19 protein-coding genes are annotated in these 23246 nt (G+C 44.7%); 8 read left to right on the top strand and 11 right to left on the bottom strand.

Annotated features, from left to right (window positions below):
* Positions 1-44 precede the first annotated feature (44 nt).
* Together ACHA99_RS13865 and ACHA99_RS13860 are read right to left on the bottom strand one after the other, a co-directional pair.
* Positions 45-1931, bottom strand: a complete 1887-nt coding sequence (locus ACHA99_RS13865; protein ID WP_393943336.1) for a GNAT family N-acyltransferase — start codon at positions 1929-1931, stop codon at positions 45-47.
* A complete protein-coding gene (locus ACHA99_RS13860) occupies positions 1921-3012 on the bottom strand; it encodes a UDP-2,3-diacylglucosamine diphosphatase (RefSeq protein ID WP_263266727.1) in 1092 nt (363 codons plus the stop codon). Before ACHA99_RS13860 ends, ACHA99_RS13865 begins: the two co-directional genes overlap by 11 nt.
* 737 nt (positions 3013-3749) lie before the next feature.
* On the opposite strand from ACHA99_RS13860, the gene ACHA99_RS13855 reads away from it, so the two are divergent.
* Both ACHA99_RS13855 and ACHA99_RS13850 read left to right on the top strand, forming a co-directional pair.
* Positions 3750-4382: a hypothetical protein gene (locus ACHA99_RS13855; protein ID WP_393943333.1), complete on the top strand. Its 633-nt coding sequence runs from the start codon at positions 3750-3752 to the stop codon at positions 4380-4382.
* Positions 4383-4488: 106 nt separating this feature from the next.
* Positions 4489-5082: a YkgJ family cysteine cluster protein gene (locus tag ACHA99_RS13850; RefSeq protein ID WP_393943331.1), complete on the top strand. Its 594-nt coding sequence runs from the start codon at positions 4489-4491 to the stop codon at positions 5080-5082.
* A 540-nt stretch (positions 5083-5622) separates the two neighbouring features.
* Here the strand turns inward: ACHA99_RS13850 and ACHA99_RS13845 are convergent.
* Positions 5623-6981, bottom strand: coding sequence for a YjiH family protein (locus ACHA99_RS13845; protein WP_173243401.1), 1359 nt, complete (start codon positions 6979-6981; stop codon positions 5623-5625).
* A gap of 706 nt (positions 6982-7687) precedes the next feature.
* On the opposite strand from ACHA99_RS13845, the gene ACHA99_RS13840 reads away from it, so the two are divergent.
* A complete protein-coding gene (locus ACHA99_RS13840) occupies positions 7688-8401 on the top strand; it encodes a hypothetical protein (protein ID WP_028761881.1) in 714 nt (237 codons plus the stop codon).
* Positions 8402-8437: 36 nt separating this feature from the next.
* On the opposite strand, the gene ACHA99_RS13835 is transcribed toward ACHA99_RS13840, so the two are convergent.
* Both ACHA99_RS13835 and ACHA99_RS13830 read right to left on the bottom strand, forming a co-directional pair.
* Positions 8438-9325: a U32 family peptidase gene (locus ACHA99_RS13835; protein WP_259523928.1), complete on the bottom strand. Its 888-nt coding sequence runs from the start codon at positions 9323-9325 to the stop codon at positions 8438-8440.
* Positions 9326-9362: 37 nt separating this feature from the next.
* Complete coding sequence (locus ACHA99_RS13830; RefSeq protein WP_393943330.1) at positions 9363-10373, bottom strand: peptidase U32 family protein; 1011 nt, start codon at positions 10371-10373, stop codon at positions 9363-9365.
* Between the two features lie 138 nt (positions 10374-10511).
* Between ACHA99_RS13830 and ACHA99_RS13825 the strand changes: the two genes are divergently transcribed.
* A complete protein-coding gene (locus ACHA99_RS13825) occupies positions 10512-11045 on the top strand; it encodes an SCP2 domain-containing protein (RefSeq protein ID WP_393943328.1) in 534 nt (177 codons plus the stop codon).
* 109 nt (positions 11046-11154) lie between these two features.
* Here ACHA99_RS13825 and ACHA99_RS13820 read toward each other — a convergent pair whose 3' ends face one another.
* From ACHA99_RS13820 to yegQ, 3 genes are all read right to left on the bottom strand, one after another.
* Entirely contained in the window at positions 11155-13044 is a 1890-nt protein-coding gene (locus ACHA99_RS13820) for a S8 family peptidase (RefSeq protein ID WP_393943326.1), read from the bottom strand.
* 521 nt (positions 13045-13565) lie between these two features.
* Positions 13566-13817, bottom strand: a complete 252-nt coding sequence (locus tag ACHA99_RS13815; RefSeq protein ID WP_006082676.1) for a YfhL family 4Fe-4S dicluster ferredoxin — start codon at positions 13815-13817, stop codon at positions 13566-13568.
* A 4-nt stretch (positions 13818-13821) separates the two neighbouring features.
* Entirely contained in the window at positions 13822-15189 is a 1368-nt protein-coding gene (gene yegQ / locus ACHA99_RS13810) for a tRNA 5-hydroxyuridine modification protein YegQ (protein WP_105251727.1), read from the bottom strand.
* 328 nt (positions 15190-15517) lie between these two features.
* Between yegQ and ACHA99_RS13805 the strand changes: the two genes are divergently transcribed.
* Positions 15518-16360, top strand: coding sequence for an HDOD domain-containing protein (locus tag ACHA99_RS13805; protein ID WP_028761421.1), 843 nt, complete (start codon positions 15518-15520; stop codon positions 16358-16360).
* Between the two features lie 90 nt (positions 16361-16450).
* Positions 16451-17944 carry a putative bifunctional diguanylate cyclase/phosphodiesterase gene (locus ACHA99_RS13800; RefSeq protein ID WP_393943497.1) on the top strand — a complete coding sequence of 498 codons (1494 nt, stop codon included), beginning with the start codon at positions 16451-16453 and terminating at the stop codon, positions 17942-17944.
* Positions 17945-18152: 208 nt separating this feature from the next.
* Here the strand turns inward: ACHA99_RS13800 and ACHA99_RS13795 are convergent, their stop codons facing one another.
* A complete protein-coding gene (locus ACHA99_RS13795; RefSeq protein WP_105251729.1) occupies positions 18153-18584 on the bottom strand; it encodes a thioesterase family protein in 432 nt (143 codons plus the stop codon).
* A gap of 352 nt (positions 18585-18936) precedes the next feature.
* Here ACHA99_RS13795 and ACHA99_RS13790 point away from each other — a divergent pair, with 352 nt between their 5' ends.
* Positions 18937-19917 (top strand): chemotaxis protein, encoded by a 981-nt coding sequence (locus ACHA99_RS13790; RefSeq protein WP_105251730.1) that lies wholly within the window; start codon positions 18937-18939, stop codon positions 19915-19917.
* 152 nt (positions 19918-20069) lie between these two features.
* On the opposite strand, the gene ACHA99_RS13785 is transcribed toward ACHA99_RS13790, so the two are convergent.
* On the bottom strand, positions 20070-21326 hold the full coding sequence (locus ACHA99_RS13785) for an adenylosuccinate synthase (protein ID WP_173497522.1): 1257 nt from the start codon (positions 21324-21326) through the stop codon (positions 20070-20072).
* Between the two features lie 140 nt (positions 21327-21466).
* Here ACHA99_RS13785 and ACHA99_RS13780 point away from each other — a divergent pair, with 140 nt between their 5' ends.
* The gene (locus ACHA99_RS13780; RefSeq protein WP_028761417.1) at positions 21467-22357 is read left to right on the top strand and encodes a LysR family transcriptional regulator; all 891 of its coding nucleotides are present in this window, start codon (positions 21467-21469) and stop codon (positions 22355-22357) included.
* 28 nt (positions 22358-22385) lie between these two features.
* On the opposite strand, the gene ACHA99_RS13775 is transcribed toward ACHA99_RS13780, so the two are convergent.
* Positions 22386-23210 (bottom strand): substrate-binding periplasmic protein, encoded by an 825-nt coding sequence (locus tag ACHA99_RS13775; RefSeq protein ID WP_393943322.1) that lies wholly within the window; start codon positions 23208-23210, stop codon positions 22386-22388.
* Between the last annotated feature and the right edge of the window lie 36 nt (positions 23211-23246).

Raw genomic sequence — 23246 nt, 5'->3', positions numbered from 1 at the left:
CAGAGTGGTGCAAGTTTAGCCAACACCCATTACAAAGTTTTAACTCAAAGATCTTGGACCTCTGGCTCATCATCCGCTGTGATTGGCATCCGCTCCGATTCGGGCAAGTGTGCGCCTATGTAGCGTTGATACTTTTTGCCTTTCAGTTTGTGGGTGTCCACCAGCACTAAGCCATCGATACAATCGCCAAAGTCGGCGTCGATACCAAAGGCGAGAAACTTAACCCCATCGGCTTTACACAGTTCACCATATTGTTTGTAGAGCGTAGGTACGGCCGCCCCCATACTCGCGAGCACTTGTTTGAGTTGCTTAAAGTTACTCTGATAATCCTCGGAGAAATACAAGTCATCTAACTTAGCTTTTTGGGATTTAGATAAGCCAAAGGGCGACATGGAAACTGCCATCTGCTGTGCAGGTGCAAATTCCCGCGCATAGAAGTGCACTAGCATTTCCCTAGCACTTCCAGGCAGTTGATTGCTGATGGACACAGGGCCAAATAGATAACGATATTCAGGATGCTTGGCGAGATAAGCCCCAATGCCAAACCACAGATAGTCTAAACTGCGTTTACCCCAATATTTAGGCTGCACAAAGCTGCGACCGAGTTCTAACCCTTGCTTCACAAAGGGCATAAAGCTGTCGGCGTATTGGAATAGGGATTGGCTGTAGAGTGCGTTGTCGCCATATTTTGCTAAGACTTGCTCACCACTGGCAAAACGATAGGCGCCGATAATTTCAAACTGCTCTTTATCCCACAACACTAAGTGTTGGTAATAGGAATCGTATTTATCGATATCGCGGCGCTTGCCCGAACCTTCGCCTACGGCGCGAAAGGCGATTTCCCTCAGGCGGCCAATTTCCCGCATGATGGGATTACTGTCGTGGTGTTGGTAGAGATAAATCAACTTGTTATCTTGCGTTTCCCCTAGAAGTTCACATTGTTGCAGTGCCGTTTGCAGTTCACGGCGCGATTCGGGGTGGGCGATAGCGCTCTGGGTGATAAACAGTGGATCTTTATCTTTGCCAATACGATACAAGTGATTTTTAAGCAGTTTTATCTTTGTCTTGAGTGGAAAGTCCATTGAGCGTACGGCTTCATTGGGAATGAGCTCGCCAATGCGGATCGGCATATTACGTTTAGCCTGCTTGAACATTTCCTTCACTAGCAGCAGTGTCGCAAGTGGCTTGTAAATCATAGATGCGCCGTAGAAAGTGGCAGAGTTTTTGGCATCTAAAAATATTGGCAGTAGGGGCGCATTGCAGGAAATCGCCATCTTTAAAAAGCCTGAGTGCCATTGGGTATCACGCACGCCGTTAGGGCGCAGACGCGAGACTTCGCCCGACGGAAAAATCAGCACTGCGCCTTCATTACGCAGATGCTGGTGGATTTTTTCTAAATGCTGTTTCGGTGTGCCGCCGGTCATATTGCGCACTGGCAGTAGGATTGAGTGCAGCGGTTCCAGCGCCATCAAGAGTTCATTCGCGACGACTTTAATATCAGGGCGAACTTCACTGATGAGTTTGATGAGCGCTAATGCATCGAGTGAACCTATAGGATGGTTCGCGAATATGACCACTCGGCCTTCACAGGGAATATTTTCTATTTCGTTGGCAGGCACGGTAAAACTAAAGTCAAAACTCGCCAGCATTTGTTCGACAAAGTCTACGCCCTGTAAATAGGTATATTGATTGGCGATATCGTTGCACTGTTTTTCATTGAGCAGGTAACGCAGCATGGCCTTGGCAGGTTTAGCGAGCCAAGGTTTGTCATTGATCGCTGGTAGATTTTGTTCAACCACATTATCAACGGTAAAAATCATGTTATTCGCCTTAAACGGCACAGTATGCTTGTTATGGCTAAGGTTGCTGTTTAGCGTTTTTTCATTGTATTCCATAGCGTTATGTAATTGATTCATAGTGTTAGGCAACATCCCTTGGGCGAGTTTCGCCGGTATTTATGTTTGGCATTTGCTGCGCTGCCGTTTTTTGTTGCTTGTCTTTGTGCATCTCAGGCGGCTGTTGTACCAGCGCTATACTGTTGAGAATATCGAGCTTGAGCGTTTGCTCGTTCCAGCGGCAAAGTTGTAATTCGCCGCTTAAGGTTTCTGTGATTAAACTGCAGTTTTCGACCCAGTCACCGTCGTTGGCGTAGATGATCTGCCTCTTTTCTGGGGGACTGAGTGGTGAGTAATATTGGGCGGCTCTGGGGTGAGTCGAGAGTTCGGGCTGATGGATATGACCGCAGATCACACCGTCAACATCAAAGTGCTGGGCATAGTTGAGTACCGCTTGACGGTAATGTCCAATAGCGGCTTGAGCCTTGCCCACTTTGGACTTGATATAACTTGCCAGTGACCAATAGGGGTAACCTAAGCGTTCCCGCAAGCTATGGAGATTGCGATTGAGGAACAACAATAGGTCATATAAATGGTCGCCCAATATGGCGTAGAAACGGCCGACACACACATCGGCATCAAACTGATCCCCGTGGAGCATCAAGAGTTTATGGCCGCCAATTCCGTGGTGAATATGTTGGCGGGCAATTTTAATATTCCACAGGCTTAGCTCGGCGTAGGGTTTAATCAGTTCGTCGTGGTTGCCCGGCAGATAAATCACTTGGGTGCCGTTTTGTGCCAGTTCAATGAATTTTTGCAGCACCTTATTGTGGCTATCTGGCCAGTGCAGCTTACGTTTCAACGCCCATAAATCGACTATGTCACCGACCAGATACAAGTGCTGACAACGCACGGTTTCAAGCAAGCTGAGCAGGTAGTCAGCCTTGCAATCCTTACAGCCTAAATGGATATCTGACAACCAGAGGGCGTTAACTGTGATGCTTGCTGTATGGGTTGAAGTTAATGCGGATGGGGTAATAGCGGCACAATTGGATTGATTTGAGGATGTTGGTGCTAATGTTGGCGTTGAGCGATTAAAGGTGGGAGGGGAAAGGCTGGGGTCATTTATCTCTTCCCGCGTAGACCTCTCAAGTTTCCTGAAATTAAATCCTGTCATCTCGTATTCACCCCATTAGGCTGTTAACGAATATGAGCTTAGTGGGGGGCTTTGACCGAATGATGAAGTTTAGATGACATGCAGATGACAAAAGGTGGATTAGCCTGGACTGAACCTGCAAGATTCACATCAGGATGCAATTAGATCCGATAGGTTGGTTTAACTTACTTCTGCCCCAAAGCAAGATAACTTTGTTGTCAGTTTGCAGCATGAATTGTCATTGTTTCCCCTGTGACTCGCCGCCCTTGCATTTAACAAGAAGCGTCCCTGAGGGCTCGACGACGGCATCCATGCCGCCAACGGTCACAGTTGCAACAATGCCAATCTTAATTAACACTTCTGCTGTTCGTTTAGCTAAAAAGCTATTGCCCCAAAGCTGGCTAGCATTCATTTAGTGAATTGAAAACTGACGAATGAGTTGCCCTACAAAATCTTATCTATTTAGATAATTTTTGGCCCTACCGTAAAGCGACTAACAATGTATGGGTATACAGTCGTATTTAAATTTAGATGCTTTTGAGTGTTTTTACACTCATTAGTTTGTGCGCTTATCCAGCCTAAAACTAACAAAACCCTTTAAAATCATTTGCATATACTTTTACAAAATTAGTTAATAGGTTTGGAAAACGCGCATGCGCGTTTTTCCAGATGGTGTATTGGATGAAAGGCTGATAAATTCTCTTTAATACATATAGTTAACTGTGCGCGTTTTTACTGGTCTAATGAGGTAAACGCGCATGCGCACTAATAAAATGTTAGAGTTTATGAAGAAGTTACTGCTGTCACTTTTACTTTTATCCAATTTAGCATGGTCCTCTACACCAATGAAAACAGATACATACGGAAATCCGATCCTTGATCAGTACAGCGAAGAGGGATTTGTTGACTGCGTTCTAAGAATTGTTGAACGGTCAGAGAGCGCCAATAGCTTCAGGCTCCGGTTACGGGCAACATATTCTGGTGAAGTCGTTGGTATGGATGTTGAAGTTGTCAAAAACATCCAGAGCGGATTTGATTCAGAAATGAAACTCAAGAAAGAAAATGTCTATCGACAAGGCGTGGTATTCATCCGAACTGGACCAGAAAGCGACAGATTGATCAATGCTCTTGCCAAGCTATATGGCGAGAAAGATACAAAGCGTCAAATGAGGCTTGAGGAGATTTTCACTGCAATAGCGCTGCATCAAGGACCGCTTGAAATGGAGCAAGAGCCAGTCAAGATTAAGATTTTTGGTCGCGATGGCGAACCCTTTGATGAACATGCTTATTACGAGTCGTTCTTCAATCTTGATTTGAAAGAGGGCTTCGTGTTTTGGAATGAGAAGGATCCTGAATACCGAAAGCCCCTCATTCGAGGGCTTGCTCAATGAACTCTAACAAGGCGCGCCACTTTGCGGCCTGCGGCCTGCGGCCGCAGCGACGCTCACCAAGGTTCGCACGCGTGCGCTTATAGTTAACTGAAATGAGGGACAAAGTTTGAATTGGCTAAGGAATTTCTTTCAAAAAAGCAAGCAAGCTTCATTAATAGAAGTAAAGTTGTTGGATAAGAACGAGCATCGAGCTCTACCTGAAATTCCTGATTGGCTTGTAGCTGACTGCAAGAATACACAGCGGATTCTTGACTCGCATGAAGGTAGTCCGTTTGAAAAGCTGAAGCATGTATACGAGTTTTTAAACAAATTCAGTCTATTCGCAAAATCATTCAGTGTTTGTAGCAATCATTGTAGCGCGTGCTGCAAAAACGATGTTCAAATTACCACTTTGGAAGCCAAATATATAGAAAAAGTATCTGGGAAAAAGGCTAAAAACGTAAGGCTTCCTAGCACTAGCCATAATAGTGACTGTCCTTTCTTAAAGGACAATTCATGTTCAATTTACCAAGCTAGGCCATTTAACTGTCGCACTCTTCATACTTTAGATGACCCAAAATACTGTAGCACCCATGAACAACATCAGCTTTACGGTTTGCAAGGCGGAAAAGGTATACCAATAGTATTCCAGTTTAGGAGGTATACGGAAAGACTTAATGAAAATAGGCCTGTTGCTGATATTCGAGACTTTTTCAGTTAACAAACCATTGCAACGAACTCGGAAAAAGCTCCTCGCCGTTAAATAGGGGCGTTACTTATAGAAATTTTAATTCGAAACTCACTAATTCGAGCTAAAAGTCTAACTTAGAAATGTCCAAAAGTATGTTGCGTATGTCTTGTAAATCTACAGATTACGCGAATGCTCGAAAGGTGCGCCATGGTGATTAGCGAGACGACCGTCCGCCCCATGGACGGGGCGGTCGAGCATCCAGGGACGGACTGGCTGCGAGTCGACGAGCGAATGCCATGGTAAGCCTGTACGAGTGGATATTCGTAAACGCTAAACTTCTAACAACTGAAATTACTGATCCCAAACACTACTTTCCAACGCATTTCTGTCCCAAAGTGAGTTGTGTGGTGTCGAGTGGAGATTGTACGATTAAGTCACGCGATATAATCAAAACAGCCAGTTCGTGTATGAGTTAGTGCAAAAAGGGGAGTCAGTTAATCTGACTCCCCTTTTTTAGAACGCTTGTTGGACTTACATTAAAATCTACGTTAGGCCCAAACTAGCGTAATGTTAGAACAATAAATGCGCTACACCTGCGATAACAGGCAGTGTCACTAAGGTGCGTAGAATAAACACCACGAAAAGCTCAACGAAGTTGACGGGAATTTTACTGCCGATAAGCAGTGCACCGACTTCACTCATATAGATCAACTGAGTCACAGATAAGGCTGCAATTACAAAGCGGGTCATATCTGATTCAATTGAGCTGGCAAGGATTGACGGAATAAACATATCCGCAAAACCGACCACGATTGTTTTAGAGGCTTCAGTGGCTTCTGGAATATGCAGTAATTCGAGTAATGGAATAAACGGCATCCCCAGATAGTTAAAGATGGGCGTGTGCTCGGCAATAATCAGTGCCAGCGTACCAATGGCCATTACCACAGGGATAATACCAAACACCATATCGACAACGTTTTTAATACCTTCATTTAAGACCGCTTTTATGCCACCAGCACTGGCGGCTTTTTCTAAGGCTTTATCAAAGCCCCAAGATAAGGCGCCATGTCCTGCTGGGATCAGCTCATCATCTGGCATGCGTGGTGTGTCATCTATGTAGTTGTCTTTCTTCCACGATAATGGTGGCAATTTAGGCACAATCACAGCGGCGGCAAAACCGGCGAGACACACAGTCAAATAGAAGGGCACAAACATATGCTCTAACTTAACTTGTGAGATCACCACTAAGCTGAAGGTAATAGATACCGCCGAGAAGGTTGTACCAATAACTGCGGCTTCTCTCTGGGTATAAAAACGGGCTTCGTATTGTTTGCTGGTCAGCAAAATGCCGACACTGCCATCACCTAACCATGAGGCCATACAATCGATAGCACTACGACCCGGTAGATTGAACACGGGACGCATGACTTTCGTTAAGAGTGTGCCAAAGAGCTCGAGTAGGCCGAAGTTCAGCAGCAGCGGCAGTAACATACCTGCAAAGATAAATACCGAGAACAACACAGGTAATAAGTCGTTTAAGACTAATGCGCCAGTGCTCGAGGAGTTGATGATCTCTGGACCTAAACCTAAGTAAGTCAGTACGATAAACACTGCACCTAAGATCCGAGTCGTCAACCACATAGGGCTGACATTCAATAAACCATTAAGGAAGTGATTTTGCGTAACGAATGTGGGCTTAAACACTTTTGACAGCAAAGAGGCCAGCGCCGTAGTCACAACAATAATAGTCACTATGAGGGTTAGCACACCGCTCAATGCGCCTTGCAGTGCTTTAGATATGATAGCGATAGGAATTGTGATCGCATCGTTGTAGCTGATAGGGGTCATAAATAACAACAGACCAATCAGCGAAGGGACGATAAAGGTGAGTATCGTCTTAATGTTTCGGTTTTTATTTTCAGTAGCCAATATTGTACACCTTAAAGTACGAGTCGTACATGGTAAATTTGAATAAATAGCCGCACGTAACAAGCTGTCGACGCTAATTAAGGTGCATTTAAATTCAACTCAAAAACGAGAATGGGGAAGATTACTCGCTTAGCTTCTCTATGTAAAACGATTCGCTAGTTAGTTTGATATAAGCAGCAAAACAGCATAGTTATTTTACTTCAGTTGTCGATAAATTAAGAGTGGCTATATTGGCTTATATTACTGTAAAAGCATTATTAAACATAGTTTTACCATCACTTACCTTAGGTGGGTTAACGACTGGTTAATTACTTGTTTACTGATGTGTGTGAAACTATCTAGATGTTATTTCTGCACAAAAAAACATCAGTAACTTTAGCGCTACCGCCATGTTGGCTGGTTTTCTGTTCGATTTGAAAGTGCAATAGAGATAACTCTGGCTATATAGCATTGGCGAGAACCTGTTGTGCATATCGCGGTAATGTTAAGGAGCCTTGGGCACTAGGACACATTTTTATGCGATAAGCCTTTAAATCGACTTATCTCTAAAAGTGACCTTCTCCATTATCTTGATGCTTTTGTGATTGACTAAAAAGTCGCAAATAACGATGAAAGTAAAAATATTATTCATAAAGCGGATACCCGCCGCTTTAAATCTTCTCATTTCCATGTAAGTTAGTATTACTCCCATCCAGCTCTAGTATTCATGATCGCAAAAGTACAGAAGGTTACGATTAAAGGCGGCTCAACACTGGCCATTAAGTTTGGTTTTTTGGGGATCTTTGGGCTTTTAATTGGCATTGTTATTACTGTTTTGGGGTTCGATGATTCTGAATTCCATCGCTTCAATTTTTTGAATCACACCCTAAGTGAATTAGGGACTTATGGTCATTCGTCTTTCGCTGTCATTCTTAACGGTGGGTTGTTTTTTGGCAGTTTAAGCCTCGTTTTCTATTGTTTGTCTTCTTTGCAGCAGGTGACTTCTTGCTGGGGATACCCTTTCTTTATCAGTTTGGCTCTCACTTTTCTGGCTTTAGCGAGCGTGGGATTATTTCCGGTGAACGTGTATCACTTGCATGTTCTTGGGCTGAAATGGTTTTTCTATCTGGGGAGTTTGAGTGCGATCTTCTACTTAGCCTTGGTCTGTTTCGGCAAGTCTAACTTTGGCCGTTGGACTGGGTTGTTGGCGTTAATAGTCTTATGTAGCATGTTGACGTTTCTGTATGCACCACAGCTCAATTTAGGTTTGACCGAAGGCGATAGACCGTTTTATCAGGAGATGGTATTGCAACTGCCGCGTCCTACTTTGTGGTGGCCAGCCCTACTAGAATGGATTGGACTGGGAAGTTTATTGTGTTGGACAAGTGTGCTGCTTTTTAGCCAGTTAAGCTTCAGCCAAGATCCCAAAATCATTGGCTGAGTTATCTTTAAATTTAGGCTTATCTTCAGCTTTAGGCTATGGATTCACATGCACAGCAAGGCCCGCTTCACCAAACCAATAACCGTTGCACTGGGTTATATCAAGGTTGCTATTCATTGAGAAATCCTGAGTATTTTTAGTCGCTTGAATCGTATCAACCAAAGCATTGGCTTTAGTGATGCAGTCAAGACTACTGGGTGATACTCGAAACACATCGACCCCCATTTGTGTCATTGCCGCTATTTCACTGCGTAAATCTAAACAGCTAGCGGATTGGGTTTGAATTCCATTGAGCCTGAGTAAAGGTTGCTGCTCTTGGGTTTGCGCGAGTAGTCCTTTACTGTATTCACGGCATACCGTTTCGCAATGATCTTTCGTGAGCTGTTTGTGTCTAGCGGTAAAGCAGCGCGCTGAATGGGCGAGTGGTAAATAGCCGTGGCCGAGCACTTCCACCTCAAATGATGGCTGCTCTTGAATCACTTGTTGTAACCAAGCCTTAGATAGCTCCACTGGCATCACAAATCTTTGCATTCCAAACCGCTGCAAGATGTCTAAACTAGCACGATTGTAGTTATTGATACTCGCGCCGCAGACAAAGGGTAACTTACGCTCTTTAGCAAGATACACTGCCGCCATATCGTTTGCTTCGACGATAAATTCACCGTTATCGACCTGGCGTTTGAGCTCAGTATATTCAGATGGCGCTTCGATTAAGGCCAGCGTTGAAAGCACGACTTCTTTACCCGCCTGCTTGAGCATTTGCGCCAGCTCTAGATAATCGCCCCACTTGAGTTCGCGTCTGCGGCTACAAACCGCCTCACCTAAATACACTAAGGGAATTTGACTGGCGGCGACTTGCTGGTAAAAGTCAGCGACTTGCTGTTTCTGCCAGCAATACAACAGTGGTCCTAGGGAAATCTTCATAAGGTGTCCTTTGTCAATCTTGCTCTCTATTTACCTTTTATTGCCAATCGCGCTCGTAGGCGCCAAGCGTAGTGATCTGACCCTCGGATACTTTCGCTAGGGCTTGTTCCCAATGGGGTTTATTTTGGCTTTGTGAGTACAGCGCTGGATTATTTAGATAGGTGTCTATGGCTTGACGCCATACTCGAGTGACTTGTTCAACATAGGCGGGGCTGCGTTGACGTCCTTCGATTTTCAGCGACACTATGCCCGCCTTGGCTAGCTCAGGAAGTAAGCTTAAGGTATTCAAACTGGTTGGTGATTCGAGTAAATATTGCGGCGAATCTTGATCTGCTGTGATGTAACGGCCTTTGCATACCACGGGATAACCCATTTGTTCGTCGAGGGCCGATTTATCAATTAACACATCGTTGAGCCGGGTTAATCTGTTCTGTCCTTCTTCTTGCCAGCGTACGTGTTTTGCTGGTGAACAAGATCCACCTGTGTTGGGCGATTGGCCCGTTACATAGGATGACAGCTGGCAACGCCCTTCGGCCATAATGCACAGACTACCAAAGGCGAATACTTCCAAATCCACTGGGCTGACTTTAGCAAGATCCCGTACTTGTTTCATGGATAACACCCGTGGCAATACTACTCGGGTGATATTAAAGGCTTCCTTATAAAAGCTCAGCGCCCCCAGATTGGTTGCACTGGCCTGCACCGATAAATGCAGTGGCAGGTTTGGATAGTGCCTATGGGCATAATCGAGTAAAGAAAGATCGGCGACAATTAATGCATCCATACCCAGTTTTGCCGCTAAATCGATAGCCTGATACCAACGATGCTCTTCACCGGGCTTTGGAAAAGTATTTAAGGTCAAAAAGATTTTTTTGCCGTGCTTTTGCGTCAGCTCAGTGGCTTCATGCAATTTTGCGGGGGTGAAGTTTAATCCTGCAAACGAGCGCGCGTTGGTGTCGTCTTTTAACCCTAGATACACAGCGTCGGCTCCGGCATGTAATGCCGACTTTAGCGAGGCCAGATTTCCTGCTGGACACAACAGCTCCATAGTGATGCTCCCGATAAAATGATAGCCGCTGAGTGTAGGTAAGATTGAATGGCGATGAATTGATTTAAAACAGGTTTAAGATCATAAAATCCCGATAAACTGGGATATATCATGTTTTATTCTTGTAGGGTTCCCGCTATGTCCGCTGTTTTTTTCGCAAAATTTGCTCAGCAACTTTTAGAGTTCACCCCAAAAGCCATCGGCTTTCCCCTTGCTAAGATGCCGTTTAGCCTCAAAGCAAAAGCCATCAGCCAATTGCTTGAACTCTTACTTGCCGAGCAAGCTGCTGACGATGAGCTTGGATTTTTGATGGATAAATGGGTCGCGATTCGAGTGGAAGATATAAACTTAGCCTTCGAAGTCAGTTTTAATGGCAAGTGGCAAGTCAGAGAGCTCACCGATGCGCAGGTGACCTTCAGTGCCAACTCTGCTGAGCTAGTGTTAGTGGCGGCGGCGAAGGAAGATCCCGACACGCTATTCTTCCAGCGTAAGCTGAGTATTCAAGGTGATACTGAATTAGGACTCGAAGTGAAAAACCTGCTGCTAAGTATCGAATTTGCCAGTATGCCAGCCCCAATTCGTCTTAGTGTTGAAAAGCTTGCCGCTGTGATTGAGCGTCTGCAAATTGAAGCGAAACCGACAATTATTCTCGCCAAATCCCCAAACTTTTAACGTTATTTAGTGAGACTACACACTGCTAATTCCTTAAAGAAGCCCGCTAAGTTGTTATCTTAGTGGGCTTATTTTTATTTAAACTTTATTGTATGGTTTGGTCAATGAGTTAGTAGCTTGCACTCAGTTGTAGTCCCGAGTAGCTCGAATAAGCGCGTAACATCACATGGTAAGTTCCCGCTTGAGTCACGGTAATCGAACAGCTTTCATTGTTCCCATTTTTATAGGGACGGCAATCATAGCTGGTGATCGTTGGGGTAGTGCCTGCTTTAACATACAGGTCTACATCTCCAGTTCCGCCACTGGTGGCAATGTTGAGTTGGCTATTGGCAGGAACCACTATCTTATACAGTTTCTCTGTTGCCGTTGCCCCGCTTAAATTCGTGACAGGTACGCCATTGGTTAAGCAGTTTGCATCGGTGCAGCTTCCGCCGCCATTCAGGTTATAGCTGGCTGTCAGTTGGGCATTGGCGTAATTATTATAGCCTTGCACCATTACATACCACCGACCTGCCGTAGGTGTGGTGAAGTTACAGCTCTCGTTGTTGCCATTTTGATAGGGGCGGCATTGGTAGCTTGTTGTCGTCGGTTTTTGCCCTTGGCTGACATAAATATCCGCATCACCAGAACCACCCGCTAGATTGATCCCTAAACTTGCCGCATTGACTGGGACATCGATGTAGTAATACGTCGCAGAACCTGTGGCACCACTGATTGCGACACCCACATTATTTTGCAGCGGTGTTTCATCGACGGGGCAATTATTGCCACAGCCACCATCATCGCCTGCGAGTGAAAAGAGTAATTTATTGGGTGAACCTGTTTTCGCGTCTGTAACTTTATTTGACGTGGCGCGCGTCGTGAGTAAGTTTGTCACCTGTGCGGGAGAGAGATTTGGATTTTCATCTAAGTATAATGCGGCAACGCCTGCCACATGTGGGGCAGCCATTGAGGTACCACTTATGGTATTAGTCGCTGAATTCGAGTTATACCAAGCGGACGTAATGCTCGAACCAGGCGCATAGATATCAAGGCAAGTCCCGAAGTTAGAAAAACTCGAGCGGGAATCGTTACTGGTGGTTGAACCAACCGTGATGGCATTTACCGCCCGTGCGGGTGAGTAGTTACAAGCGCTGCTGTTGTCGTTACCCGCCGCCACTACGAAAGTGACCCCTGCGGCAACTGCGGCATTGACTGCATCATCAGTTGCTTGGGAGGCTCCTCCTCCTAAACTCATGTTTGCGACGGCGGGGCCGGAAGCATTGTTTTTCACCCAGTTTATCCCTGCAATCACGCCAGAGTTACTACCTGAACCTGAACAGTTGAGTACTCTGACTCCCACAAGATTGACATTTTTAGCCACACCGTAGGTAGCGCCACCAACAGTTCCTGCCACATGGGTACCATGGCCGTTACAGTCAGTCGCATCGTAATCATTATCCACAAAATCATAGCCACTGCTGGCGCGACCACCAAACTCATTGTGAGTATTAAGCACGCCAGTATCGATCACAAAGGCGGTTACACCAGAGCCGTCGAAATCCGTGTGATAGTTACTATCCAATGGCAAGTTTCGTTGATCGATTCTGTCTATGCCCCAAGTCGGACTCGGTTGATTGGCATTGGCTTCAACCATAGGCGTTACTGACATGATTTGATCTTGTTCTATGTATTTCACATTTGGATCTTTACGCAGTGCTTTAATCTGTTGGGCGCTGGCCTTGATGAGTACACCATTGAGCACATTGCCAAAGTTTTTCATCACAGTGACATCATATTGGTTGACTAAACTCTCGGCTTGTTTCGTCGCGAATTCAGCTATGGTGTTGTTATTACTTAGATTAAGAACGCTTGGGGTATTGAATACAACAATGTAAGTATCTTTGATGGCTTTAGATTGTGGGACACTTACCATACTCGCTTGGTATTCATTAGCGTTAACAGGGAAGTAAGCAAGTCCAGTTGCGACCGCGACTGCAATTAAATGTTTCTTATGCATGTTGAACTCCATTTTCTTTTTATGTCTCCACGGACTTCGAGACATAATTCAATGTAGAAGGTATTTTCAACCTGCCCAGTTCGATGCTTAAGGTATATCTAATTTACAAGGTTAAAATGTAACACTTGATTTACAATTTGACCGCAAGTGACTTTTTACTTAGCTAAAGAGTGAGGTGTACAAATAAGCGTCAAAATAATAACTATTAGTCTATTAAAACAACCTAGTCTATAAAAGTGGTGATTTATCAAGCGACATTTTGTCCGAATCACAAACTGTGAAGCAGCGATAAATTCCGTCTGCTACTTTTTTGACATTCACCGCTGAAAAGAAGTCAGTCTAAAGTAGTGTTTTGACTAATACTGAAATAAAGGCTTGGATTTAAGCGATTTAAAGGCTTTCCATACCGTTAAATGCATCTTTATTGTGATTTTTTATGCGGATTGTTTTGCGCAGGTTATGGCAGGTATTAGAGCAGATTTGACCGAGAGGCATTATAGCCACTCGGTCAGGTGACGTGATTAAGCTTTTTGCGTTAACACGGCAAATTTCACTAACAATTCGTCGTTAGATTCGACACGGTTTGGATCTGGGTCGATGCAATCAATGGGGCAGACAGACACGCAAGTCGGTTTGTCGTAGTGACCCACACATTCGGTGCAACGGTCTGGATCGATTTCATAGATCTCTTCGCCCATAGTGATGGCCTGATTAGGACATTCAGGTTCACACATGTCGCAATTGATGCAGCTATCGTCGATCAGTAGTGCCATGATCTTAACCTAGTTCATGTGGGTTGCGAGTATCCTGACCTTGGGGCAAGTTACGCAGCAAAATACCGTGGCTCAAATCGACTTCTTTCGGCACGGGCAGATATACAGTGTGCCCCGAACCTAAACCGGCTTCAACCGCTTCAGCTTTGCGATTTTCGAGTTGTTCAATCGTCAAACTGATATTGCCTTGCGGCGTCATCAGTTCAACACTGTCGCCAACGGAGAACTTGTTTTTTACTTCAATTTCGGCCAATCCTGCAAGATTACGTTTGCCCGTCAGTTCACCTACAAATTGTTGGGTGTCACTAACTGAGTAGCCATAGTCATAATTTTGATATTCATCATGCACATGGCGACGTAAAAAGCCTTCGGTATAACCACGGTGGGCTAGGCCTTCTAATTGATTCATTAGACTGCGGTCGAAATCTTTACCCGATGAAGCATCTTCAATCGCGCGGCGATACAGTTGTGCGGTACGGGCAACGTAATAGAAGGACTTAGTGCGGCCTTCAATTTTGAGCGAGTCTATGCCCATTTTAGTCAGGCGCTCAACATGCTGAATGGCCCGTAAGTCTTTAGAGTTCATGATATAAGTGCCGTGCTCATCTTCGAAGGCGGGCATGTATTCGCCGGGGCGATTGGCTTCCTGTAGTAGGTAAATTTGATCTGTGGGGGCGCCTGCGCCTAAGGTCGTTGGCGTTTCAATTTGCACCGCATTTGGCATGGCAATGATGTCACCGCTGTCATTTTGCTGCGCTTCGTGTACATCGTATTTCCAGCGACAAGCATTAGTGCAGGTGCCTTGGTTAGGATCGCGTTTGTTGATATAACCCGAGAGTAAACAACGGCCTGAATACGCCATACACAGGGCGCCATGCACAAACACTTCAAGCTCAATATCGGGGCAGCGCTGACGAATTTCTTCGATTTCATCTAAAGACAATTCGCGTGACAGGATCACGCGTTTGATGCCTTGGGTTTGCCAAAACTTTACCGAGGCCCAGTTGATGGCATTCGCTTGCACGGATAAATGCACCACTTGATCAGGAAACGCTTCACGCACCATCATGATTAAACCTGGATCGGACATGATCAGTGCGTCAGGTTTCATCGCCACTACGGGTTCCATGTCCTTGATATAGGTTTTTAGCTTAGCATTGTGGGGCGCGATATTGCTCACCACATACAGCTTTTTACCGAGTGCATGGGCTTCTTCAATCCCAGTAGCAAGGTTTTCCATTTTAAAGTCATTGTTACGTACCCTTAGACTATATCTTGGCTGACCGGCATACACTGCATCTGCGCCATAGGCAAAGGCGTAGCGCATGTTCTTTAAGGTTCCAGCTGGAGACAGCAGCTCAGGTTTAAACATAATCACTCTCAAATGGGTTAATAAATGACGCGGTGCGCGGGGGCGGCATTTTACACAATGAAAGTAGGGGTATGCAAATTGCCTTAGTTAACTTTAGCAGTACTTCACATTTTACGAATATAGTGAGTTTGGCTTAGATCAACTGGAGCGGAATATTTCAACTTGAGTGATGATTGAGGTCGATGATCCAGACAGATAAGTAAGGCAAAATTGATAACGCAATCATACAAATTATTAACGTCTGCAGTTTTTTCTACGCATCTAATGACAGCCAACTGATATACTCCAACAATCCAATGTTGATGTTTACAGATTGATGGGAGTTAAGATGTCTACCGAACATCTACTGTTAGTCAGTTTATTAAAAAAACTAAAAGACGATGCCTTAGTACTACCGACCTTGCCTGAAGTGGCGATGCGGGTGCAAGAAGTGGTTGGACGCTCCGATGCGAGCCTTAAACAAGTGGCAGAAGTGATCGGCCAAGATGCAGCGATTTCTGCGCGTATTATTAAGGTCGCCAACAGCGCGCTATATAGCCGAGGCGTCCCCGCTGAAAGCATTAATAGTGCGGTTTCTCGTATTGGTTTAATCCAGATTAAAAGCATCGCCACTTCGGTGGCGATGGAGCAATTGTTCATTTCCACCAATGAAATGGTGTGGGAAGTCATGGACGAAGTGTGGCGTACCTCAATCGATGTAACCGCTGCGTCTTGTGCCATGCTGCAGATGTACAATAAGCGCCATTCAACCAGTCGGTTAAATTTTGATACCTTAACCTTAGCTGGACTCGTGCATAACATTGGCGCCTTACCTGTATTAACAGAAGCGGAGGCGCATCCCCATTTATTCACTAGCATTGATCAATTACGCGCGCTCGTACGTAAAATGCAAGGGCCTTTGGGTCGTGCTGTTTTGAAAAGTTGGGATTTCTCTACCGAAGTGATGGAAGTGGTTGAGCGTTGGGCTGATTTACCTTATCTACCCGATCATGTCACCTATCTCGACTTTATTCGTGCAGCGGCCTTTTATACCGGTGAATTGCGAGCGGGCACTGAACTAGAGCAACGTCTCGGTGTATTTGTCGCCCGTGGATTACCTGTGACGACCGATGATTTAGCCAGTGATGAGTTTATGGAAAAATTCCATTCAATTAGAGAAAGTTACCAATAATCGTTAGGCCTAAATGGAATTCAAATGGCGCTGATATCTTTTATCGTGTCATTTGAGAATAAGCTTACGTGGTATGGCAGAGGCCAAGGTATGTTCGTAATCGGGTTAGTTGTCGCTTCTCTCGCTTTATTGATATTTTCATTGTATATCCTGCAGTCAAAGTACAGATCTTTACGGTCGCAGCAAAAATTCTTAGCACAGCTTTGTACCCAGCTAGAGCTGCAAAAGGTTGAACGCCAAGCTTTAGACATTGGCATCGTCCCCCAAGCGTTTGTTCCTCTCTACCATACTTTAAATGAATTATTAAAGGCGTTACCGGCAAGTGTGGGTAAGGATAAGCTAACAGGACTTGTTAATCGTGTCGGCTTGAAACGTACTCTTACCGGCATGATGCCGCTGACTCAAGGGACATTAGTGCTAATTGATATTTATCGATTTCGTTATGTGAATGATCTCTTTGGTTTTGTGTTTGGCGATATCCTGCTGAAGCAATTTGCCGAACGCCTAAACAGCTTAAGTTTATCCCCGAGATTAATCGCACGGCTCAATGGTGATGAATTTTGTTTGTATTACGAGCAAGCGTTGACTGAGGAGCAATTAGTCCACTTAAGAGGGCGGTTGCAAGTGCCTTTTAGCATTAAGAACACACCCGTCAGCGTTAAGCTTCAAATCGGTTGTCTGCATTTACAAGAACACCACGCCGACACGAGTCAGATGCTACGTCGAGTCGATTTGGCGCTGAAGAAAGCCCGCCATTCTCGTAGCGCGATTGCTTACTATGCCCAAAATGATGATATTCGTCAGTTAAGGGAACTGAAAATTATCGATAGTTTGCCTAAAGGTTTGCAACGTAATCAAGTATATATGGTGTATCAAGCTAAACAGGATATTACTACGGGTCGATGTTTTCAGGTTGAAGCCTTGATGCGTTGGGAGCATGACGAACTCGGGATTATTTCTCCGGGAGAATTTATTCCCTTAGCTGAATATGCTGGCATGATTGATTTAGTCAGCCAATGGGCACTCGATCAGGTTTTAGCACAGCAGGCAAAATGGCGCGCGGCGGGGATACAATTGTGTGTTGCAGTTAACCTGTCGACACGGGACCTTGACAGTGAAACCTTACCCCAAGAAATTGCTGCAAGATTAGCCTATTACCAGCTCCCACCCGAATCTTTGATGATCGAAATTACTGAAAGCACTTTAATGGCGGATTTAACTAAGGCGGTTGAGACGTTAGGAAAGATACGTGCCTTAGGGGTTAGACTTGCAATTGATGATTTTGGTACGGGTCATTCTTCCTTAGCTTATTTAAAGCATTTACCCGTTAATGAAGTCAAAATTGATAAAGCCTTTTTAAAGGATCTGGAGCAGGATAAACCATCGGAATACATCCTCGAAGCCAGTATTAATATTGCCAAAAAACTCGGTTATGAGGTAACTGTTGAAGGAATTGAAACGCTTGAGATTAGAGATAGGTTAGTGGCTATGGGGGTTGATACTATACAAGGTATGTATTACGCGAAGCCCATGAGTGCCGCCGAACTCGAAATGAACTGGGCCCAACTACATAATACAATCTAAACCTTGTGCTCATTAAAGTAAGCGCTCGTTAAATGAAATGCTCGTTAAATCAAATTCTCGTCAAATCAAGAGTATTAAGGCTTGCAACCGAGCCTTAATACTGTCCAGTTATCGCTATTTGAGTTGTACTTCTTTGAGTGATTTTTGTTGCCCTTGCTTATGTCGAAATAAGCTCAGGAAATCGCGCGCGTACTTGTATGTAAGAGTATTAGCTTTGTTCGCTTGATGTGAAACCAAGACTTAATATGGCGATTAACTCTGCCGGCATAGGCGCTAATTGACGGGCTTGATTCATACACACCATTTCAATGGTTGCAGTGACAGCAGGCTTTTTGCCCTGCGGGCGCCAAATCTCCTGCTGCCACACAGTGCGATACTTGCTCTCAAAGTAAAATTTAGTCCGTACATCGATAATATCGGCAAATTCCACCCCCTCATGACATAGCATATCGCTACGATACACAGCAAAACCCAGTTGGTTTTGTTGCCATAATGCACTTAAACGCTCAGCACCAATCACATGCTCACGGGCTCGCTCGAAGTATTTCAAAAAGTTGGGGTGATACACCACGCCAGAAAAATCAGTATCTTCATAGTAGATTTGCACTGGGAAAGAAAAGGTCGGGCTAAATTGCGGCATGGGCTACGGCTATGCTAGATAGTTTTATTGCGCGCTAGTTTAGCGGCTTATCTCTTAAAACAAAACCTCTAATGCGGAGAGGCAAAAGCGCTGTTAAGGGAAATGTGCAGACTACTTTAGGTCGGCAACGGCGATGCTTAATCTGGACATGATTGACAATGTGACGACTGAAATCGTCATTAGATTCAATTATGTGAAGTTTTTCTGCTTATAGATAAAATGCTTGTTACCAAAAAAATATCACGCTAATCAGGCAGTAAAATCACACTATCGTGCCTAATTCATTAATCCCTTCCTATACTGATAACTGCAATCCCTTTCTTACGTTGATTTGCTAGGCTGAGAGCTTTATATGAGCGAAATTAAAAAATCAGAAATATTGACAGAGAGTGGCACAAATGAACTCGAAATTATTGAGTTTCATCTACATAAGACACTTCCCAATGGTGGCCATAAAGTGTGCCATTACGGTATTAATGTCGCCAAAGTGAGAGAAGTCATTAGGGTGCCAGAAACGTCAGATTATCCCAATGCCCAGCGGCACATGGTTGGGGTGTTCTCGCTGCGAGAAAAGTTGATCCCTTTGGTCGATCTTGCTGGTTGGCTCGGAATATCGACACCAGAGGATTTAACCCACAAAGTGGTCATAGTGACTGATTTTAATAAGATGATTAATGGGTTTTTAATCGATAGTGTTCGTAGCATTCATAGAGTGTCTTGGGAGCAAGTTGAATCGCCGAGTCAATTTTTAGAAGCGGGTGAAAATGATTGTGTCGTTGCCGTAGTGCGCCGTGATGGCATGCTCATTATGATATTGGATTTTGAGAAGATTATTGCCGATATCAATCCTGAACTGAGTATGGATAAGTACGATGTCACGCTCGATAGAAGTGTACTGATCAATGATAAAATGCTGGCGAAACGTGAAGCGAAAACGATTTTAATTGTCGATGATTCCGCTTTTATTCGTAAGATGATCGAAAATACCCTTCGCAGCGCAGGTTACAACATTATAACAGCCAAAGATGGTGGTGATGCCCTTGAAATGCTGATGGAATTTGAGAATCTTGCTGACCAAGATAATGCTTCTATTTCTGATTTTGTCAGCGCCATTATTACGGATGTTGAGATGCCTCGCATGGATGGCATGCATTTGGTGAAACGCTTAAGAGAATCCAAGGCGTATCGACAAATGCCAATTGTGATGTTTTCCTCTTTAATGAGTGAAGATAACCGCACAAAGGCGATGGCATTAGGTGCTAACGATACCATTACTAAACCAGAAATTGGTCGTATGGTCGGTATGATAGATAAATACGTATTCGAAGAGTAATGCTATTTCACTTAGCGGCGATATTTGAATATGGGGTATTCGAGTCATTGCTATCAACGTCTTGAGTGATTCTTCAATGACAAACCATATCAAAGTAAAAAGCCATATTCACCGAGGCGAATATGGCTTTTTTGTAGGGTAAACGTTGTTTACTAGCGAATGATCATTTGATCGCGCTCTGGTCCAACAGAAACCATGCTAACGCGTACACCCATTAGGGCTTCAATACGTTCAACATATTGTTGTGCGGCGACAGGCAGGCTTTCGAAGGTGCGACAACCAGTAATATCTTCGCTCCAGCTTGGCATTTGCTCATACACTGGGCTTAACGCAGCAGTTTGTGGCCAAATTGGGTTCTCAGTGTGTTCACCAGCATAGGCAACACAGATTTTCAGATCTTTCATGCCAGAAAGACAATCAATCTTAGTCAGGGCAATTTCGGTTGCTGCTTGTAGCTCAACACCATTACGGGTGGCAACAGCGTCGAAGTAACCCATGTCACGTGGACGGCCTGTCGTTGCACCAAACTCGTTGGCATTTTCGCGGAAGGCGTCTTGCTCTTCCATTGCGGTCACTAACGTACCTGTGCCGACTGATGAGCTAAAGGCTTTCGCGACAGCAATTACGCGCTCTGGACGCAGAGCTGGTAAACCGCTGCCGATACCCGCGTAAGCCGCAGTCACGTTTGAAGATGTGGTATAAGGATATTCGCCGTAGACTAAGTCGCGGCCAGCACCTAATTGCGCTTCAAACAGTAAGCTCGCATCTTGTTTTTGTAATGCTTTTAATGGCTCTGTCACGTTACAAATAAACGGACGCCAAGGTGCCGTCACTTCTAATAACCATGCGGTCATTTCGGCGGCGGTTTGATTAAAATCGCAACTTGGATAAAGTGCTTTTAACTGTGGCAATTTCCAGTCGAGCATAAATTGAATACGCTCTTGCAGCACTTCAGGTTGGTTTAACCAGCCGACTAAAATGCCTTTTTTCATCACGCGATCGCCATAGGCTGGTGCAATCCCTTGACGGGTTGAACCATAGGCGAGGTCGCCAAGACGTTGTTCTTCTAAGGTATCTTCTAATGCATGTAGAGGTAAGCACAAGGTAGCACGGTCAGAAATGCATAATTTGACTTCAATGCCAGCCGCTTGCACTTCAGCAATTTCTACACTGAGTTTTTCAGGGCTGATCACCATGCCAGGGCCTAAAACTGCAACGCAGTTAGGGTTGAAAATGCCACTTGGTAATTGGTGTAATTTAAAGGTGCCATAGTCGTTGACGACGGTATGGCCAGCGTTGTTACCACCTTGAAAGCGAATACTGGCAGCGGCATCCGCGGCTAAATAATCTACGATGCGGCCTTTGCCTTCATCACCCCAATTTGCACCCACAACCACGATCGACGGCATAACAACATCTCCTCATTGATTAAGACGCTATGCTAGACCCGTCATTTGAATAAGAGAAATTAATTATGGTTATCATCCCAATAAGAATTTCATATATCATTGGCTATCATTAACTCTAATACTTTGCAAAAGGTGACGTGATGCTCGATATCCATTGGTTAAAGACCTTCGTGACTTTGGCTGAATACAAGCATTTTGGGAAAGCGGCCACAGCGCTGCACATGACGCAGCCCAATGTTAGCTTGCATATTAAGCAGTTAGAGCAAAGCACTCGAGTCAAGTTGATTGACCGTAATCCCTTTCGATTAACACAAGCGGGATTTCGCCTGTTAGAGAGCAGTCAGAAGACGTTAATGGAGCTACAAATTTGTCAGGCGGATCTCAATGCGATTAATGACCTTAGCCAAGGCACCTTGACCATTGCCGCCAGCGATATTATCTCGCGGTTATTGTTAATCCAGCCGTTTCAGCTCTTTAAGGCGGAGTTTCCGGGAATAGATTTCTCGCTGCTCAACACAACCTCATCACAAGCCTCTGAATTGGTAAAAAATGCCGAGGCCGATTTAGGGTTTGTTATTGCGCAGAAGGAAAGTCAGCCACTGCATTTTACTGAGCTACAACAGATTAAATGGTGTGCAATCGGAGATAACTTACAGCAATGGCAGCAGGCAAAACCCTCTGTGGATACGCCCTTAGCCGAGCAACCGACGTTGATTTTATTAGGACACGATACGCGAACCCGCGAATTGTTAGATCCCGCATTGCCGTCGCTGAACTTATCGAATTACAGAATAATGGAAGTCGGCAGTGTTGACGCGCAAATCGATTGGGCTGAGGCGGGATTTGGTGTGGCGATCGTACCGGAGTTTTCGGTTTACACTAAGGCGAATCTCACCACTAAAGTCACTCCTCTACCGCAATTCCCTACTACGAGTTTAGGTTATATTGTGCGCCAGAATCAGATCCTATCGAAGGCTATTAAGCAGCTGTTATATTGGGTGAATCAAGAGATCATTCGCTCGCAGCGGTAATCTATCATTCGCTCGTAGTAATAGGCGATTAGTCAGCGACTAAGAGCAGTTTGTCGTATTGGCCTGTGGCTTTTAGCTGTGATAAGCCAGCGTCGAGTTGGGTCGCTAAGGTTTGTGCTTGCGGATTTCCTTTCGAGAAGGCCAAAAAAATATCGCTGCTGTGGTTAGCAAATGCAGGAATAATCTCATCATCTACCCCCATTTTTTTCAGGTTTTCCTTGGCGACTAAGTCGAACATCAAGGCGGCATCTATGCGACCAATCAACAATAAATTGATCAGCTGTTGTTGGTTGGCGACGGTGACGATATTGAGCTGTTGCTGTTTAACTAATGTGGGAAACTCATCGCCATATTCATAGCTTTTAATCACGCCGATAACGGTGCCTTTAGGTAGCGCCCATTTATTGTCTGCCAGAATAGGTTTTTGTTTCTTTTGATAAAAAGATGCCGTGGCGATAAATAATGGGGTGCTTCCAAAGATGAAGCGTTGCTCAGTACTGTTCTCGCGGGTGACGTTAAACACCCCATCAACTGCACCTTTTTCCGCCATCATTAAGGCACGGGAGTAGGGTACAACTAAGCTATTTACTTCAATATGCGACTGTTTAAATGCGGCTTGGATTAAACGATGGGAAATACCTTGACCAAACTGATTGGCGAAAGGTGGCCAACTGTCTTCTGCAGCTAAGGTTATGGCTTGAGGTTGCGATTCTGCTGGTATTGCATTGCTTTCTTTAGCGAGTGCCATGTTACAAATAATGGATACGAGCAATAAAACGATGCTAAGTATCAATGCTGACGGCAAATTTAATGCCTGCTGCATCCTGAGCCTCATTCTGTTCCCTGCACGCATTTTGCTTCCATCTCCCCGCTTAATATATGGCTTTTA

This window comes from Shewanella sp. S23-S33, from assembly GCF_043359565.1.
GTDB lineage: Bacteria > Pseudomonadota > Gammaproteobacteria > Enterobacterales > Shewanellaceae > Shewanella > Shewanella oncorhynchi.
Note: the sequence above shows the minus strand (reverse complement) of the source record. Positions and strands in the feature narration are given on the sequence as shown.

Bases quoted from the DNA above. Each gene is read 5' to 3' on its own strand.
- ACHA99_RS13865 (WP_393943336.1), bottom strand. From the start codon at position 1,931: ATGTTGCCTAACACTATGAATCAATTACATAACGCTATGGAATACAAT.
- ACHA99_RS13815 (WP_006082676.1), bottom strand. From the start codon at position 13,817: ATGGCACTACTGATCGACGATAGCTGCATCAATTGCGACATGTGTGAA.
- ACHA99_RS13860 (WP_263266727.1), bottom strand. From the start codon at position 3,012: ATGACAGGATTTAATTTCAGGAAACTTGAGAGGTCTACGCGGGAAGAG.
- ACHA99_RS13805 (WP_028761421.1), top strand. From the start codon at position 15,518: ATGTCTACCGAACATCTACTGTTAGTCAGTTTATTAAAAAAACTAAAA.
- ACHA99_RS13785 (WP_173497522.1), bottom strand. From the start codon at position 21,326: ATGCCGTCGATCGTGGTTGTGGGTGCAAATTGGGGTGATGAAGGCAAA.
- ACHA99_RS13775 (WP_393943322.1), bottom strand. From the start codon at position 23,210: ATGCGTGCAGGGAACAGAATGAGGCTCAGGATGCAGCAGGCATTAAAT.
- yegQ (WP_105251727.1), bottom strand. From the start codon at position 15,189: ATGTTTAAACCTGAGCTGCTGTCTCCAGCTGGAACCTTAAAGAACATG.
- ACHA99_RS13825 (WP_393943328.1), top strand. From the start codon at position 10,512: ATGTCCGCTGTTTTTTTCGCAAAATTTGCTCAGCAACTTTTAGAGTTC.
- ACHA99_RS13795 (WP_105251729.1), bottom strand. From the start codon at position 18,584: ATGCCGCAATTTAGCCCGACCTTTTCTTTCCCAGTGCAAATCTACTAT.
- ACHA99_RS13800 (WP_393943497.1), top strand. From the start codon at position 16,451: ATGTTCGTAATCGGGTTAGTTGTCGCTTCTCTCGCTTTATTGATATTT.
- ACHA99_RS13830 (WP_393943330.1), bottom strand. From the start codon at position 10,373: ATGGAGCTGTTGTGTCCAGCAGGAAATCTGGCCTCGCTAAAGTCGGCA.
- ACHA99_RS13840 (WP_028761881.1), top strand. From the start codon at position 7,688: ATGATCGCAAAAGTACAGAAGGTTACGATTAAAGGCGGCTCAACACTG.
- ACHA99_RS13790 (WP_105251730.1), top strand. From the start codon at position 18,937: ATGAGCGAAATTAAAAAATCAGAAATATTGACAGAGAGTGGCACAAAT.
- ACHA99_RS13835 (WP_259523928.1), bottom strand. From the start codon at position 9,325: ATGAAGATTTCCCTAGGACCACTGTTGTATTGCTGGCAGAAACAGCAA.
- ACHA99_RS13820 (WP_393943326.1), bottom strand. From the start codon at position 13,044: ATGCATAAGAAACATTTAATTGCAGTCGCGGTCGCAACTGGACTTGCT.
- ACHA99_RS13780 (WP_028761417.1), top strand. From the start codon at position 21,467: ATGCTCGATATCCATTGGTTAAAGACCTTCGTGACTTTGGCTGAATAC.
- ACHA99_RS13855 (WP_393943333.1), top strand. From the start codon at position 3,750: ATGCGCACTAATAAAATGTTAGAGTTTATGAAGAAGTTACTGCTGTCA.